A 14935-nucleotide genomic window follows, 5' to 3' on the forward strand; every position below is an offset into this window, starting at 1 on the left:
TTCATGATTCCTTTAGAAATTGTTTTTGCCATTTGGTTGAATGATAGCCGATACGTTCATAAAAACGGTGTGCCTCGTTGCGATGTTCGCCAGAGTTTAGTCGAACACCAAAATAGCCACGTTCTGTTCCTTCCTTCTCGACACTCTCCATCAATCGTCTGCCAATTCCTTGATATTGGACTTTTGAAGAAACCGCTAATGCTAGAATATTGAACAACGTTGGACTTAACAATGTTTCATACTTTTGCGCATGGACATATCCTAATACTTTCTTCGTCCCTTCTTCCTCATAAACATCGACGACATAGATCTCTGGTTGTGCCAAGATGCATTCTAATTGCTTCGTCATTTCCGAAAGTGGTATCTCATACCCTAATTCTTCCTTATTTAGCTTGTTTATGGTTTCTGCATCCTCCACACGAGCAGTTCTTATCATTTTGTTCTTCCTTTCTTCTCTAATTTTATGTACTAAGACAAGGATAGCATGGTTTTTTCTATGGAAATAAACCTTGGTCAATTTCTTGATCAAAAGAATGATAAAAAAAGGAGAAACCTTGGCATTTCAAGGTTTCTCCACTATTTTAATACTATTCTTCTTCTTCCGCCATGAATGTATTGAAGACCTCTTCGATCATATCCCATTCAGCATCTGTTTCGATTTGTTCTAATTCGCCTTCTGTTCCGTCTTCGTTTTCAACGTAGGCATAGGCTTGTAATTCTACATCTTCATCTTCCGGTACGCCGGCTGGATAAAGCAATACGTAGTTACGACCAAATTCTTCTTGGCCATCGACTGTTAACAAGATTTCGTATAATGTTTCATTTCCTTGATCATCGACCAATGTGATATGTTCATGTCCTTCATGATCATGTGTATGATTGTGTTCTGCCATTAGAACCCCTCTTTTCATTTTTTAAAATAGTTGTTTTCCCGAACCATCTAAATAATTTTGTAAAATCATCACCGCAGCAAGCTTGTCGATGACTTTTTTTCTTTTTGCTCTTGACGTATTCGCTTGTTCGACCAACATACGTTCTGCTTGTACGGTAGTCAGTCGTTCGTCTTGATAGTCGACTGGTAGAGAAAACATTTCTTTGATCTTTTCTCCGTAAGCCATTGAGCTTTCTGCTCTAGGACCGATTGAATTATTCATGTTTTTCGGCAAGCCTACAACAAAACGATCTACTTCGTACTGTTTGACCAGTTCTGCCAGTCGCTCAAATCCAAATTCTTCTTTGTCTTCATCGATACGAATGATCTCTACGCCTTGTGCAGTCCAGCCAAAAGGATCACTAACAGCGACACCTACAGTCTTTGAGCCGACATCCAAGCCCATCACTCTCATAGATTCACTCCATGATTTGAGAGATAGTCTTTGACGATCACTTCCATGATTTCATCGCGTTCATGACGACGGATCAGATTCCTTGCATCACGATAACGAGGAATGTAGGCCGGGTCTCCAGAAAGCAAGTAGCCCACAATCTGGTTGATTGGATTGTAGCCTTTTTCTTCCAAAGCCCGATAAACGATCGCTAATGTTTCGCTGACTTCTTTTTTACGACTATCATCAAAACCAAAACGTACGGTTTCATCTGTAAAACCCATGATTCTACACCTCTTTCCGCAGGGTAGTCAAATTACCCTCTACACCCTTTATTTTACTCGAAATGTGGTAAAACTACAAATAAATATTCCAACTTCGCTAGAAATATAAAAATAATAATGATTTCTTATTTGATTGTATTGATTCCAACATTTATGAGTACACTTTCTTACAGTATACGTGATATTTAATGAAAAATAAGTCTTTTCTCTGTTTTTTCAAAAAATTCACAAAATATTCAAATAACTAACGCACATAGATCATGTTTTCTTTGCTTGTCCCGTTTGATAGTTGATCGTATAACCGTCTTGCACATTATAGATAAACACATTGAACGAGATTTGGTTATCTTCAATGCTTTGGGCTTCTAACTGAACACCTCGTGCTACTAGCTCTTCTCCTTCAAAATGTGGTGTTACCCGATAGCGAACGTGATGATTGGTTTCTTTGATGTATGCTGCAATATCGTTTTCATGTGCCAGCATATGAGGTGTATTCAACGAACGAGTCCCTGTCATCAAATTTTTGATGTTATTGTTTTGACCAGTTAGCTGAAAACCTATCAAGTGGCTTCGATTGTAAAGCCATTGTCCGTCACTCAATTTTTTTTGTTTCCAACCTGTAGGATCGATATAAAGGGACTCACGTTTTTCTTTAGGGAACATCTCTTTTCCTAACATGGCATTGGCTTGGCCTACACGATTCAGTCGATCGATATCGGAATAACTTTCCCATGTTCCTTTATCTAAGCTCAGTTCTTCTTTTGTAAAAGTCGGCTTATTTTGATTGATGTCGATTTCTTGGTGCGTGCCGTCGTATTCAGGAAGATTTGCCACTTGTGAGACTTGAGGTTTTGCATCAAATAGACCTGTCAGTTGTTGAACGAGATCAGAGTCTTTTTTCGTCGTTGAAATCCCTAATGCACCAGCTAAAAGAGCAACTGCGACACCTATGATTGTTTTGGTTGTTTTTTTGTTCATGTATCTACTCCTTTATTCAGTCGAACTCCATAAATCTTAACATATGTTCCCCTTTTTTTAAATAAAGAAGTATTTAAATTCTTTCAACAATTCCTTCTTCAAAAATTATATACGCATTTTCAGTCTAGTTCCTAAAATAAACAACCTAAATTTCCACGTGAAAGGAAATCTAGGTTGTTACTAAAACTTTATCAATTGATTCGATTGATCTTCTTGTCTATTCTATCACCAGGTGAATACGTTTTTTTGATAGGACAATTAGGTGCTCAACATCGATTCTTCTTTCAAGTTTCTTTTACAAAGTTTGCTCTGTTCATTGCCTGTTCGATCATCGCGACTGTTGCTTCTGGGTCTTCTACTCCAATGATGAGACGATTGAATTCTTCATCTTTTAGTGTGATAACGACTGCGTTTTCTTTTCTTTTGAGGTCATAAAATACCTTGTTTGAATCTTGGACGAATGTTCCGGCAAAATAATATCCATAGGCATCAACTCCCATTCTTTTTTCGCCAAATTTCGGTGTATCTTCCCAGACATCGGCATCCACAGTTGCGCCTAATACATTGGATAATGGTGTGGATATTTCATTTTTCAATGCCCACAGTTTTCGTACGCCCTCCATACTGATGATCAATCGATCATTTTGGATTTCAACTTTAGCCATTTTCTACTTCCCCCTGTCTGTAAGATTCGCTCGACGCATGATTCGATCAGCAATGATCGTTTCAATCGAACCTTCGTTTTTCTCTTCCAAAGCGGTGATTACCTTCTGTGCGACTTTCTTTACTTCGTTGTCATCTGCCGTACGTTCTAATAATGCGATGATCAATAAATCAATCAATAACCCATTATCGATCACTCCCTCTTCAGCTATATAGTTAAAGCAAGTCGTAAATAAACCAGCTTTACTATAATAAGCAGAGTATAAACTTCCTCGAAGCAAGCCAGTCGCTTTTACCAATTGACTGATCGACGTCCCTGCATACCCATTTTTGGCAAATATTTTTGCCGATTCTAGTAAAACTTTCTCTTCATTAAATTCTCTCGTTCTTCCCATAACTTAATTATGCCACATTATTGAACGATTGGTCAACAATTAACCAAAAAGCTTGTTTTATCTTAACTATTGACTTAACACTTGTTTCTCTACATTGCCCTCAATTGGATCTTAATTTCCCTTTCACTGCTTATTTTTGAGATTCAAGTTTTCTTTTTATACGTTTTCCAATTTGTTTGTAGTAAAATAAATACAAGAAAACAACTATTGGAGAAAATGCCATGCCAGAAAGAGATTTAGATTTATTGCTTAATACCTGTTTATTGGCGGGAAAAATAATGACAGAAAGTAATGCAGAGATGTACCGTGTAGAAGATACGATGAGTCGGATCGCTTCTGCTTCTGGAAATTATCGCTTAGTTAGCTACGTGACCCAAACAGGACTATTTATCGGATTTGATCGGACTTCGACGATCCGCATGGAACAAATCACTAATCGAACGATCAATTTAGAAAGAGTAGTCAAGGTCAATAACCTTTCAAGAAAATATGTTGCCAATGAATTGACTTTGGAAGAACTATATAGCGCATTACAAGAAGTCGAGAAAGATCGACGGATGTTCCCAGTATGGCTACAAATCATCAGCGCTGCTATCATTAGTGGGACGATCATGATTTTATTTGGTGGCGAATTGAAAGATTTACCGATCACATTGTCGATCGGGGGAGTGGGCTACATTGTTTATCTTTGCAGTTTACGTTTTTTTAGAATCAAGTTTTTAGCTGAATTCCTCTCCTCTTTGATTATCGGTATTGCCGCTATTTTAAGCGTGCGTTTAGGAATCGGTCTCAATCAGGATTTGATCATCATTGGTTGTGTCATGCCGTTGGTTCCTGGTGTTCAAATCACCAACGCGATTCGTGATCTATTAGCGGGGCACTACGTTTCTGGTGTTTCTCGTGGAGCAGAAGCGATGATGACTGCAGCGATGATTGGTTTTGCAATCGCCTTTATCTTTCAAATCTTCTACTAAGAAAGGACTTTAGCCATGTGGCATGTATTGATTCAATTTTCTTTTAGCTTTTTAGCGACCGCTGCTTTTGCAATCATCACTAATGTGCCAAGGAAAGCCTTAGTTTGGTGTGGTTTAGCTGGTGCCGTAGGTTGGATGATCTATTGGTTGTGTCTAGCTATGGGTGGCGGTGCAGCTTTAGGTTCATTACTAGGTTCATTAGGCGTTGCTTTTGCTAGTGATCTTTTTTCTAAGCAACTAAAAATGCCCGTCACGATTTTCAATATCCCCGGTATGGTACCACTGGTTCCTGGAGGCTTAGCCTATCAAGCTGTTCGCAGTTTAGTTACAGGTACTTATCAAGATGCGGCATTTTTCACGGTTCAAGCGATCATGATTGCTGGAGCGATTGCCTTAGGTCTAGTGATATCAGAAGTATTCAACCACAATATCCGTAGTTTTAAACTGAAACGTGAAGCGATTGTATTGAAGAGAAGAAAGAAAAAATGAGCGTTTCTCGCTTTGATCTTTTTTGTACAGAGCAATCATACTGTGGGATTCTTGCAACCTTTAATAAAAAAAGTGATAAGAGACGAAACTCGCAAGAATTTCATCTCTTATCACTTTTTTGTTTATATTGTACATGACTACAACTTTGTTTCGTTCATTTAAAATGCCCGATACACATATTGATTTTCAGGAGCAGTGATTTTTTCTACTTTCGTCACTACGACTGAAGGAATCTCTCGCTTGAAAGGTTGATAAAAATCGGTTTGGATCGTCCCTTCTACTTTGTACCAGTCATCATTTTCCACAGTCATTCCTTCTGGCAGATGCGTCAACAATCCAAAGACCCCGGAATCGGCAACACAGTGGATGATCCCAAATCGAAAGAGAAAAGTATCAGTAGCCTTATCATTTTTCGACTGATAGATAAAGCCTTCGTAAGAGACTTTCTTACCAATGAATTCACTTGGATAGTTATAGATCAATTCCATGATCTCTAAATAATTATCGTCTGTGATCGCAATCATTTGTTCATCTTCGTATTTATCTTTTAACTCATTCATTTGATCTTGATAGTCGGATTTATTGAAATAAATACTCGTATCTGGTTTCAAATATTGCGTTTGCACTTGTGGATCACCGACAGATTCTTTGCTTAGTGGAAAGTTGAACCCTTTCGCTTCCACGATCGTTGTGTTTAAACTAACTGTCGGAAACAGTGTTCCTACAACGATCGGCAAGGCTAATAAGAGATAAGCAATCCATCGCTGATAGGGTTTTGATAATCCGTGATCATGAGAATCATGGGACTCATGGACTCCTTTTTTCCCATCTGCTTTTACCCAAAGATACAACTGAACTAAGGCTAGTAAGGCAGATAAAACCATGGATAATACTGCCAAATAACGATAATGGACATTGATGTATTGATCTAAACGCCCTGAAACTTGAAGATACATCATCATTTCAAAATAACCAGATAAAATCAAAAATCGCAGCATGTTTCTCCTCCTAAATAAATAGTGTAAAGCCGATAACACTTAAGGCGATCAGCCCGATCAATGAAACAATGAAGCGTGTGTTGAAGTAACGTTTCATCATCAATAAGTTTTTGATATCCACCATTGGTCCAAACACTAAGAAAGCAACAACTGGTGCTGTTCCAAAAAGACTTAACAAAGAGGAACCAATAAACGCATCCGCTTCGGAACAAAGAGACATCGTGAATGCCAATACTAGCATGATCAAAATGGCTAATAGCTTTGTCGAACCTAACGTCAACATCACTCTCGTAGGTAAATAGGTTTGCATCCCTGCAGCAATAAAACCGCCAATGATCAAATAGCGGCCCGTATCGAAGAACTCATCAATCGAGTGAGTCAAGACATGGAGGATTCGATGTCCCCATTTCTGTGGTGCGATTGCTTCCTCTTCCTCATGCTCATGTGTATGGGAGTTAGGCTCAACCATCGCTGAATCAAATGAAGACTTTAAGATTGTGCCTTTTTGGATATAGGCCAACCAGACACCTACGATCAGTGCGACAATAAAACTTCCTAACATACGCAACCCCGCCATTTTCCAAGTATTGCCAAATGCTATAAAAGTTGAAAAGATCACGACAGGATTAATGATTGGCGCAGTGAGCATAAACGCAAATGCTGTGTGGACAGGAACCCCTTTTTTTACAAACTGATGAACGATTGGAACGATCCCACATTCACATGAAGGAAAGAAAAAACCTAGAATAGACCCAACAATAATCGATAAAAAGCGATTTTTAGGTAACCATCGTTTGACACGTTCGGGGGTCAAAAATACTTGTAAAGCACCTGAGATGATACATCCCAATAAAACAAACGGCAAGGCTTCGATAACGATTGATAAAAAAATCGTTCCCATCTGCAATACCGAATTTGGAATAAACGAAAACATATAATTTCTCCTTGTCATTTGAACTTCATTCGCCCATCAATATACGCTTTTCTTCAATAAAATACAAGAAAGCTTAAATTTTTTTCATAAGTTTAAGAAATCAAAAAAAGCTTTTTTATTGACATCTACGTCAGATGGATTTATTTTTAGCACAGCTAAGATGAAGATTCAGGTAAAAATAAGAGAGTCATTTGCCTATTTTCTATCTGTATACGACTGAATACTTTTTCACCATCGAATTAGCGATGTGCTAAAAGCAACCTTAAGGAGTTATCACCATGAAAGAAACCCATGATTTAACTGAAGTCTTAAAAACTATCCAAGAAGAACCGACTGTCGTGCTTGCGATTTCTACACCCGATTGTAGTGTTTGTCATGCAGTAGTGCCAAAATTGGAACAATTATTGACTCATTATACTTTCCCAGCGTATCATTTAGATGCCTTCGAGATGCCGGAAGTAGCTGGCACATTCCAAGCATTTACTGCACCAGTGATCTTGCTCTTCCATTTGGGGAAAGAAGTCGAGCGACAAGCCCGCTTTATTCAATTTGAACAACTGACAAAGCGTTTAGATCAATTAAATGAATCAACTGATCAAATCAGCTACGATACTTTATTTGATCACTAGAAAAAAGAGCGACAAGTCATTTTCTACAAACAATGACTTGTCGCTCTTTTTATTTAAACATCCATTAAATAACGAGCTGTGATCGACTGTTCACAAGTACCGATTTTTTCTGGTGTTCCTTCATAAAGGATCTCGCCACCACGAATTCCCCCATCGATCCCTACATCGATCAACCAATCTGCCGCCTTCATGATTTCCAGATTATGTTCAATGACAATGACCGTGTTTCCTTTATTGACCAACCGTTCGATGATTTCTAAGATACTCTTGATATCTGCCATGTGTAAACCGGTTGTTGGTTCGTCCATAATGTAGATATTGCCTTTTTTGCTTAATTCCTTTGCTAGTTTCAACCGTTGACATTCTCCTCCTGACAATGTATTTAACGGTTGTCCCAACGTCATATATCCTAGCCCTACTTCTAAAATTTGTTTCAGTTTTCGTTGAATCGATTTTTCTTCAAAAAATGCCACCGCTTCAGTCACACTCATCGCTAGTACTTCATCGATCGATTTCTCTTTTAATTTGTATTGATAAACTTCTTCTTTGAATCGTTTACCGCCACAGGCTTGGCAAAGGACCTCTACAGCATCCATAAAAGATAATTCCATTTTGATATGACCATGTCCTTTACAAGTTTCACATGCCCCTTCTGAATTATAAGAGAACAGTCCGGCAGAAACATTATTTTCCAACGAGAAGACCTTGCGGATATCGTTCATGATCCCTGAATAAGTCGCTGGGTTGGAACGAATATTCCCTGCAACAGCTGACTGATCGATATTGATTGCTTCCGGGTACTCTTTCGCAAACACGCCGTTCACTAAACTGCTCTTTCCTGAACCAGCTACTCCAGTCACTACTGTAAAAATACCTAATGGTACTCTGAGAGAAGTATTTTTAAGATTATGCAATGTCGATTTTGAGGTTTCAATAAACTTGTCTGTTTTTCTTGGCTCCTGTTTGAAACCTATCATTTGTCCAAAAGCTTTCCCAGTTAAAGTATCAGAAGCCAGTAATCCTTCATAACTACCTTCATAGGTGATATACCCACCATTTTTACCAGCTTTTGGTCCTACATCAATGATATGATCTGCTACTTTGATGACATTGGGATCATGTTCTACGACAATTACCGTGTTTCCTTTATCACGCAATTTGACTAGTAATTCATTTAAGCGATGAACATCTCTTGGATGCAAACCAATACTTGGCTCATCGAATATATAAATAACGTCATTTAAACTAGAAGATAAGTGCTTGACCATTTTCAATCGCTGACTTTCTCCTCCAGATAAAGTCGCTGTCTCGCGATCTAAAGAAACGTAATCTAACCCAATATTGATCAGATCTTGTAGTCGTGATTGGAGATTTTTCAACACTGGTTGGATCATTTCATCTGTGATCCTCGGTAAGATTTCTAATAGTTCATCCAGTTGCATCGCTAAGAAATCTGCGATTGAATATCCGTTGATCTTGCAGCCCAAAACCTTTTGATTGAATCGTTTCCCCTGACATTCTGGACATCTTTGTTCATCCATGAACGCTGCGATTTTTTTCTGGGTCGCGGCAGAGCTCTCAGTGCCCCCTTTGATATTGGAACAATTGAAACGTGCCACTAATCCCTCATAGGTCGAACTCATCCCTTCCATATATAACGAATCGATTTTTTCTCCTGAAGCATACAAGAACTTTTCCATTTCCTCTGTTGAATAGTCTTTTAATGGCTTATTATTGTCAAAAAAACCTGTGTTCGTGAACGACTTCAATAACCAAGATCCTACTTTATAGCCTGGAAGTAAAATCGCTCCTTCATTCAACGATTTTTCTAAATCTAACGCTTTGTCTAGATTCAATCCAACGATCCGACCAACCCCTTCACACGCTGGACACATGCCGTGAGGATCATTGAATGAGAAATTCCAAGCGGGACCTAAGTGTGGTGTACCAATACGAGAAAAAAGCAAGCGGATCAGTGGATTGATATCTGTGATCGTTCCTAATGTAGAACGAGAATTCCCACCTAAACGGCTTTGATCTACGACGACTGCCATAGATAAATTGTCGATGGCGTCTGCTTCTGGCTGACTATACTTAGGTAAGAAATTCTGCACAAATTTAGAGAAGTTTTCATTGAGCTGTCTGCCTGCTTCTTGGGCAATCGTATCAAAAACGATGGAAGATTTACCCGAACCGGAGACACCTGTAAAAATCGTGATCTTTCTTTTTGGGATTTGTAAATCAAACCCTTTTAGATTGTTCTGTCTGGCATTATGTATCCTGATATATTCCTGCATTGCTGATCCTCCCGTATTCCCTGGATTTTTTGGTGAAGCATTATTATAACACAGAAACAATGTGTCACTATAATACATTTCGAAGATTTCAGTCATTGTCCTATCAGCCTTCTAATTGAATAGACATCAATAAAAGAAACATTTCTTATCTTTATCCATATCTAAAAAAGATCATAAAAAAACAAACTATTTTTCTAGTGAACAGAAAAATAGTTTGTCATTGATCGTTTAACTCTTCTTTATTCCCGGTTATTCGTTGTCGTCATGCTCGTGCAAGGACGCATCGGAATGCAAGAAGTAGATCAACGTTTGTAACTCGTTCGTCAAATCGACATTTTGGATCAATACTTCGGATGGTGCATTTAGTCGAGCAGATGTAAAGTTCAATATCCCTTTAACACCGGCTTCTGTCAAACGATTCACGACTTCTTGTGCTTTTTCAGCAGGAATCGTTAAGATCGCTACTTCGATTTGTTGGATCTTGATTTGTTCGATCATGTCATCCATCGGATAAACGGGGATACCATCAACGATCCGACCAACGATTTCTGGGTTCACATCAAAAGCACAGCTGACACGGATACTATTACTTTGATGGAATTTATATTTCAGTAAAGCACTTCCTAGATTACCGACCCCGATCAATGCGACGTTCGTCAATTGATCATCATTCAAGGTTTTTGCAAAGAAATGCATCAAGTCCTCTACATCATAACCGTACCCACGTTTTCCTAGTTCGCCGAAATAGGAAAAGTCACGACGGATCGTTGCACTATCTACTTGAACTGCTTCACTTAGTTCAGTTGATGAAACTTTTTTCTTACCTGCGTTATTCAAGATTCTTAAATAACGATAATATAAAGGCAGGCGTTTTGCGGTTGCCTTTGGAATTACATGGTCTTTCACTTCATTACCTCCACTGTATTTCTTCTCGATTTATACATCATATCAGTACTTACACAAAAAAATCAATTTCGTTGCTTGTATATTGTGAATTTTTATTCTTATTCTCATTTTCCTAGCTTCTCAGAACCTCGCAGTAACTATGAATTTGTGGTAGACTACAAGAGAAAAAGACCATGAAATTCTAGGATAATTCACAAAGTAGAAAAGAGGATTCGATGATACTATTACAAGCCAATCAAATCGCTCGCCATTTTGGCGCTGAGATTTTATTTGAAAATATCCACTTAGAGATCCAAACGGGTGCACGTATCGCTTTAGTCGGACGTAACGGCGCCGGTAAATCGACATTATTAAAAATCATTGCTGGCATTGAAGCGCCCGATGTAGGTAATATCGCAAAAAACAAAACAGCTACCCTTGGTTATCTGGCCCAAGATACAGGATTGGATTCAACTGAAACAGTCTGGAATGAGATGCTAAAAGCATTTGAAGACGTACGATTGATGGAACAGCGAATGCGTGACCTTGAAGTATTTATTAGTGAAGGCACCCCTGACACGCCGGCTTATCAATCCTTCTTGAAAGAATATGATAAATTACAGCATGATTTTTCTGATAAGAACGGCTATAGTTATGAAAATGAGATTCGCTCTGTATTACATGGATTCAAATTTGATCCGTCGTTTTACGAGCAAAGAATCGATACGTTATCTGGTGGTCAAAAAACAAGATTAGCTTTAGCGAGGATGCTTTTACAACATCCAGATATCTTGATCTTGGATGAGCCAACTAACCACTTGGACATCGAAACACTTGCTTGGTTGGAAAACTATTTGCAAAGTTATACTGGTGCCCTTCTGATCGTCTCTCATGACCGGTACTTCTTGGACAAAGTGGCGACTGAAGTATATGAACTAAGTCGGAAAAAGATGCGTCACTACAAAGGAAATTATTCCAAATATTTAGATATGAAAGCTGAACAATTAGCTTCTGATTGGAAAGCCTATGAAAAGCAACAAACAGAAATCAATAAACTCGAAGATTTTGTTGCCAGAAATCTTGTCCGTGCCTCAACGACAAAACGTGCCCAAAGCCGTCGAAAGGCATTAGAAAAAATGGAACGATTAGACCGTCCACAAGGAGATGAGAAACAAGCACATTTTCTCTTCAACGTTGCAAAACCTTCGGGAAATGTTGTCTTACAAGTAGAAGATGCCGCTATTGGCTATGATGGCACCGTCTTATCTGAACCAATCAATTTGGATATCCGTCGTCAAGAAGCAATCGCATTAGTGGGACCAAATGGAATCGGCAAATCCACTTTACTGAAATCGATCATCCAACAGCTGCCTTTCATACGTGGAAAAGAAACACTTGGTACGAATGTCAGCATTGGTTATTACGACCAAGGACAAGCGGAACTTCACACCAATAAAACGATTCTTGCTGAATTGTGGGATGAGCATCCAACTGTTCCGGAAAAAGATATTCGTTCGATTTTAGGCGCTTTTTTATTTTCTGGCGAAGATGTCGAAAAAACGATCCCCTTATTAAGTGGTGGAGAAAAAGCGCGTGTCGCATTAGCAAAATTAGCAATGAACCAAGAGAACTTTTTGATTTTAGATGAGCCGACCAACCACTTAGATATCGATAATAAAGAAGTATTGGAAAATGCGTTGATCGACTATGAAGGAACATTGCTCTTTGTCTCCCATGACCGCTACTTCATCAATCGTATTGCCACTAAAGTTATTGAACTCTCAGAAAATGGAAGCAAAGTCTACCTGGGTGACTATGATTATTATTTAGAAAAGAAAAAAGAAGAAGAAGAAATTGCGGAACTGTTAGCAGCTGAACAACCTGAGGTCAGCACGCCTTCAACAAACAAATCCACTTACTTCCAAAGCAAAGAGCAACAAAAGATGATGCGGAGCTTGCAACGTAAAATCACGCAAATCGAAGAAGATATGGCTCAACTAGAAGAAACAGTGGATGAACTCGAACAACAGATGGTTTCTCCTGCTGTATTAGATGACCATGTCAAATTGAATGAATTGAATCAAGCTCTTGATGAAGCACATCAGCTACAAGAAGAAAAGTTGGCTGAATGGGAAAACTTAAGTCTTGAGTTAGAAGAAATCGAGAATAATCAATAGACTCGCTCCTGTCATCCTCTCAAACAAAAACGCTGAAAGCTGACTTTATGTCCTGCTTTCAGCGTTTTTACTTTAGACTTGTTGATATAAATCGAAAACATGTTTCAATTCGACAGTTACTGGAGAATGGTCTGGATTCGTTTCCATCAGATCTTCCATGAACACCCACCACTTTTGATTGATTTCTGTTTCTGGTACATGGCGCCATTTTTCTTCATCTTCAATCTCTAAATACCCAAAGAGAGTATTTGTTTCTGGATCAAGAAAAATCGAATAAGAGAGCGCACCATGTTCAGCCAACATTTCACGCATCTCCGGCCACAATTCATTGTGTCTTTTGAGGTACTCTGCTTCGTATCCTGGGTACAACTTCATTTTTACTGCTTTTTTGATCATCTTTATTCCCCTTTCATTGATTGTTCGATCTGCTCGACGCTAGCAATTATTTTTTGGTTCTTACTTGCTTCTTTATTTTCCAATTTAAAGCAAGCGTTTACAATAGCAAAAAATAAGGATAACGGTGGCAGATTCACAGGAATTCATCATAGGACAAAAAAGCGACCGCGGTGGGTGGCCGCGGTCTAGGAGTTTATTTTTACTTGAGGAGTAAAAATGAAAAAGTATAGGGTTGTTGGTTGGTATGTATATAGAATAGAAGAAAAGTTTGAAGAATTTTCACTATAATATTTGTCTTTTGTTAGGATAATTCATTAAGAAAAAGTAAAACGCCATGTACTTTAGTTACTTACTAATAAAATAATCATTCCATAGGATAAACTTTACACCTTGTTTTCCCCTTATCTAAGGTAGTTAAAGTAATCGGTTCGTCTACTTCTTACTTTCTTGCTTGCTTTTGCTTGTTGCTTTAAGAAACTTATTTTTTTTCGATTTCTAAAATTAAGTTTTCTTAGTTGGTTCCGAATAAAGACGAATCTTCTTCTACTATTCATTGATTTTTGTTTCTTTTGATAAATGGTTACTTTCCTATTCGCGATGATAATAGCCTTCTTATTTTTTTGTCTGGCGCTATTCTTGCTAGCATCTAGCACTGATGATAACTGATTTTTTTGACTATGATTATCTTTGGAGGAGACTATCCCTAATTCTTGGGGCTCTTTAGTTTTTTCTATGATGGTCATTTTTCTATTTTTAACCATGACCGTTTCAAATACACCTACTCGTCGAGCAATATGTTCTTGTTCCAACCGATCTTTTTTTTCTGAAACGCTCTCTGATGAAAGGTTACTCGACGAAGCTTCTTGAGCATTCATTGGTGGAGTAGTGGCTACTTTTTTGTCAATGTCTGTCAAATATGCTTGGATCATTGGATCAAGCATAAAAAAGTTTGGTTTCGCTCGCGCACTCACTTCCTCTCTTGTTTCGTCATTTAACAATCGATTATAGTCTGGATTTTTTAAGCAGAAGTCGAGGATTCCTCTTCTTATAACAATAGTTTCTTCTAATGATTGAACTAAATTTGTAAGCACACTAGCATCAACATTTGCATCTACTGTTCGATTTTTCTGTTGCTGAAATTGCTCAAGTTTTTCTTTATCGATACCTAGCCATAAATGTATATAATCTGATAAATAGAAATTTTTCTCGTAATACTTAGTTATTTGAGTAGTCAATTCATTTTGTCCATTATTTTTACAGTTGATTGCAATTTTTTCTGCTTGTTGGAGACGGATGATTGCAGCTTCCTTACTTGACCAATCTCCTTCTGGTATCTGACGTTTTAGGATTTTGTCTATTTCTTCTTTGACCGTTTTTTCAAATTCATTAAAAGAAGTTTGTTGATTTTCACTAAGCAAAGTTGATTCCTGCGTTTGACTAAAGATATTTCTAATCCGTTGGCTGATTCCCATATTATCCCTCCTTGTTTCTGTTGATAAAATGAGTATACA

General features: G+C 38.1%; 17 protein-coding genes. 4 read left to right on the top strand and 13 right to left on the bottom strand.

Going from position 1 to position 14935, the window contains the following annotated elements; all coding sequences use genetic code 11:
- Nucleotide 1: 1 nt before the first annotated feature.
- From IGK77_RS11145 to IGK77_RS11175, 7 genes are all read right to left on the bottom strand, one after another.
- Nucleotides 2-436 carry a GNAT family N-acetyltransferase gene (locus IGK77_RS11145; protein ID WP_071867300.1) on the bottom strand — a complete coding sequence of 145 codons (435 nt, stop codon included), beginning with the start codon at nt 434-436 and terminating at the stop codon, nt 2-4.
- Between the two features lie 151 nt (nt 437-587).
- Entirely contained in the window at nt 588-893 is a 306-nt protein-coding gene (locus IGK77_RS11150) for a DUF1292 domain-containing protein (RefSeq protein WP_010734809.1), read from the bottom strand.
- Nucleotides 894-914: 21 nt separating this feature from the next.
- A complete protein-coding gene (gene ruvX, locus IGK77_RS11155; protein WP_019723844.1) occupies nt 915-1346 on the bottom strand; it encodes a Holliday junction resolvase RuvX in 432 nt (143 codons plus the stop codon).
- Nucleotides 1343-1609: an IreB family regulatory phosphoprotein gene (locus tag IGK77_RS11160; protein WP_002290885.1), complete on the bottom strand. Its 267-nt coding sequence runs from the start codon at nt 1607-1609 to the stop codon at nt 1343-1345. Before IGK77_RS11160 ends, ruvX begins: the two co-directional genes overlap by 4 nt.
- Nucleotides 1610-1867: 258 nt before the next feature.
- Complete coding sequence (locus IGK77_RS11165) at nt 1868-2587, bottom strand: DNA/RNA non-specific endonuclease (protein WP_438713189.1); 720 nt, start codon at nt 2585-2587, stop codon at nt 1868-1870.
- Nucleotides 2588-2871: 284 nt separating this feature from the next.
- Nucleotides 2872-3252, bottom strand: coding sequence for a hypothetical protein (locus IGK77_RS11170; RefSeq protein WP_062804860.1), 381 nt, complete (start codon nt 3250-3252; stop codon nt 2872-2874).
- A 3-nt stretch (nt 3253-3255) separates the two neighbouring features.
- Nucleotides 3256-3645, bottom strand: a complete 390-nt coding sequence (locus tag IGK77_RS11175; protein WP_074800256.1) for a TetR/AcrR family transcriptional regulator — start codon at nt 3643-3645, stop codon at nt 3256-3258.
- A 221-nt stretch (nt 3646-3866) separates the two neighbouring features.
- On the opposite strand from IGK77_RS11175, the gene IGK77_RS11180 reads away from it, so the two are divergent.
- Nucleotides 3867-4619 (top strand): threonine/serine exporter family protein, encoded by a 753-nt coding sequence (locus IGK77_RS11180; RefSeq protein ID WP_023520080.1) that lies wholly within the window; start codon nt 3867-3869, stop codon nt 4617-4619.
- Between the two features lie 15 nt (nt 4620-4634).
- The gene (locus IGK77_RS11185; protein ID WP_071867296.1) at nt 4635-5108 is read left to right on the top strand and encodes a threonine/serine exporter family protein; all 474 of its coding nucleotides are present in this window, start codon (nt 4635-4637) and stop codon (nt 5106-5108) included.
- A gap of 158 nt (nt 5109-5266) precedes the next feature.
- On the opposite strand, the gene IGK77_RS11190 is transcribed toward IGK77_RS11185, so the two are convergent.
- Together IGK77_RS11190 and IGK77_RS11195 are read right to left on the bottom strand one after the other, a co-directional pair.
- Nucleotides 5267-6106, bottom strand: coding sequence for a TIGR03943 family putative permease subunit (locus IGK77_RS11190; protein ID WP_074800254.1), 840 nt, complete (start codon nt 6104-6106; stop codon nt 5267-5269).
- Between the two features lie 10 nt (nt 6107-6116).
- Nucleotides 6117-7040 carry a permease gene (locus tag IGK77_RS11195; RefSeq protein WP_438713190.1) on the bottom strand — a complete coding sequence of 308 codons (924 nt, stop codon included), beginning with the start codon at nt 7038-7040 and terminating at the stop codon, nt 6117-6119.
- Nucleotides 7041-7318: 278 nt separating this feature from the next.
- Here IGK77_RS11195 and IGK77_RS11200 point away from each other — a divergent pair, with 278 nt between their 5' ends.
- Nucleotides 7319-7669 (top strand): thioredoxin family protein, encoded by a 351-nt coding sequence (locus IGK77_RS11200; protein ID WP_074800252.1) that lies wholly within the window; start codon nt 7319-7321, stop codon nt 7667-7669.
- A 53-nt stretch (nt 7670-7722) separates the two neighbouring features.
- Here IGK77_RS11200 and IGK77_RS11205 read toward each other — a convergent pair whose 3' ends face one another.
- Together IGK77_RS11205 and IGK77_RS11210 are read right to left on the bottom strand one after the other, a co-directional pair.
- Nucleotides 7723-9966 (bottom strand): ATP-binding cassette domain-containing protein, encoded by a 2244-nt coding sequence (locus IGK77_RS11205; RefSeq protein WP_074800328.1) that lies wholly within the window; start codon nt 9964-9966, stop codon nt 7723-7725.
- A gap of 249 nt (nt 9967-10215) precedes the next feature.
- Complete coding sequence (locus tag IGK77_RS11210; RefSeq protein WP_010734798.1) at nt 10216-10872, bottom strand: redox-sensing transcriptional repressor Rex; 657 nt, start codon at nt 10870-10872, stop codon at nt 10216-10218.
- Nucleotides 10873-11087: 215 nt separating this feature from the next.
- Here IGK77_RS11210 and IGK77_RS11215 point away from each other — a divergent pair, with 215 nt between their 5' ends.
- Nucleotides 11088-13028 (top strand): ABC-F family ATP-binding cassette domain-containing protein, encoded by a 1941-nt coding sequence (locus IGK77_RS11215; protein ID WP_071867290.1) that lies wholly within the window; start codon nt 11088-11090, stop codon nt 13026-13028.
- A 72-nt stretch (nt 13029-13100) separates the two neighbouring features.
- Here IGK77_RS11215 and rhaM read toward each other — a convergent pair whose 3' ends face one another.
- The gene (rhaM, locus tag IGK77_RS11220) at nt 13101-13424 is read right to left on the bottom strand and encodes an L-rhamnose mutarotase (protein WP_071867289.1); all 324 of its coding nucleotides are present in this window, start codon (nt 13422-13424) and stop codon (nt 13101-13103) included.
- A gap of 401 nt (nt 13425-13825) precedes the next feature.
- On the bottom strand, nt 13826-14896 hold the full coding sequence (locus tag IGK77_RS11225) for a hypothetical protein (RefSeq protein WP_438713191.1): 1071 nt from the start codon (nt 14894-14896) through the stop codon (nt 13826-13828).
- Nucleotides 14897-14935: the final 39 nt, after the last annotated feature.

Origin of the sequence: Enterococcus sp. DIV0806c (assembly GCF_051710905.1) — a bacterium.
Lineage (GTDB): Bacteria > Bacillota > Bacilli > Lactobacillales > Enterococcaceae > Enterococcus_B > Enterococcus_B mundtii.

Coding starts and splice junctions, on each gene's coding strand:
- IGK77_RS11145 (WP_071867300.1), bottom strand. CDS start 436: ATGATAAGAACTGCTCGTGTGGAGGATGCAGAAACCATAAACAAGCTA.
- IGK77_RS11150 (WP_010734809.1), bottom strand. CDS start 893: ATGGCAGAACACAATCATACACATGATCATGAAGGACATGAACATATC.
- ruvX (WP_019723844.1), bottom strand. CDS start 1,346: ATGAGAGTGATGGGCTTGGATGTCGGCTCAAAGACTGTAGGTGTCGCT.
- IGK77_RS11160 (WP_002290885.1), bottom strand. CDS start 1,609: ATGGGTTTTACAGATGAAACCGTACGTTTTGGTTTTGATGATAGTCGT.
- IGK77_RS11165 (WP_438713189.1), bottom strand. CDS start 2,587: ATGAACAAAAAAACAACCAAAACAATCATAGGTGTCGCAGTTGCTCTT.
- IGK77_RS11170 (WP_062804860.1), bottom strand. CDS start 3,252: ATGGCTAAAGTTGAAATCCAAAATGATCGATTGATCATCAGTATGGAG.
- IGK77_RS11175 (WP_074800256.1), bottom strand. CDS start 3,645: ATGGGAAGAACGAGAGAATTTAATGAAGAGAAAGTTTTACTAGAATCG.
- IGK77_RS11180 (WP_023520080.1), top strand. CDS start 3,867: ATGCCAGAAAGAGATTTAGATTTATTGCTTAATACCTGTTTATTGGCG.
- IGK77_RS11185 (WP_071867296.1), top strand. CDS start 4,635: ATGTGGCATGTATTGATTCAATTTTCTTTTAGCTTTTTAGCGACCGCT.
- IGK77_RS11190 (WP_074800254.1), bottom strand. CDS start 6,106: ATGCTGCGATTTTTGATTTTATCTGGTTATTTTGAAATGATGATGTAT.
- IGK77_RS11195 (WP_438713190.1), bottom strand. CDS start 7,040: ATGTTTTCGTTTATTCCAAATTCGGTATTGCAGATGGGAACGATTTTT.
- IGK77_RS11200 (WP_074800252.1), top strand. CDS start 7,319: ATGAAAGAAACCCATGATTTAACTGAAGTCTTAAAAACTATCCAAGAA.
- IGK77_RS11205 (WP_074800328.1), bottom strand. CDS start 9,966: ATGCAGGAATATATCAGGATACATAATGCCAGACAGAACAATCTAAAA.
- IGK77_RS11215 (WP_071867290.1), top strand. CDS start 11,088: ATGATACTATTACAAGCCAATCAAATCGCTCGCCATTTTGGCGCTGAG.
- rhaM (WP_071867289.1), bottom strand. CDS start 13,424: ATGATCAAAAAAGCAGTAAAAATGAAGTTGTACCCAGGATACGAAGCA.
- IGK77_RS11225 (WP_438713191.1), bottom strand. CDS start 14,896: ATGGGAATCAGCCAACGGATTAGAAATATCTTTAGTCAAACGCAGGAA.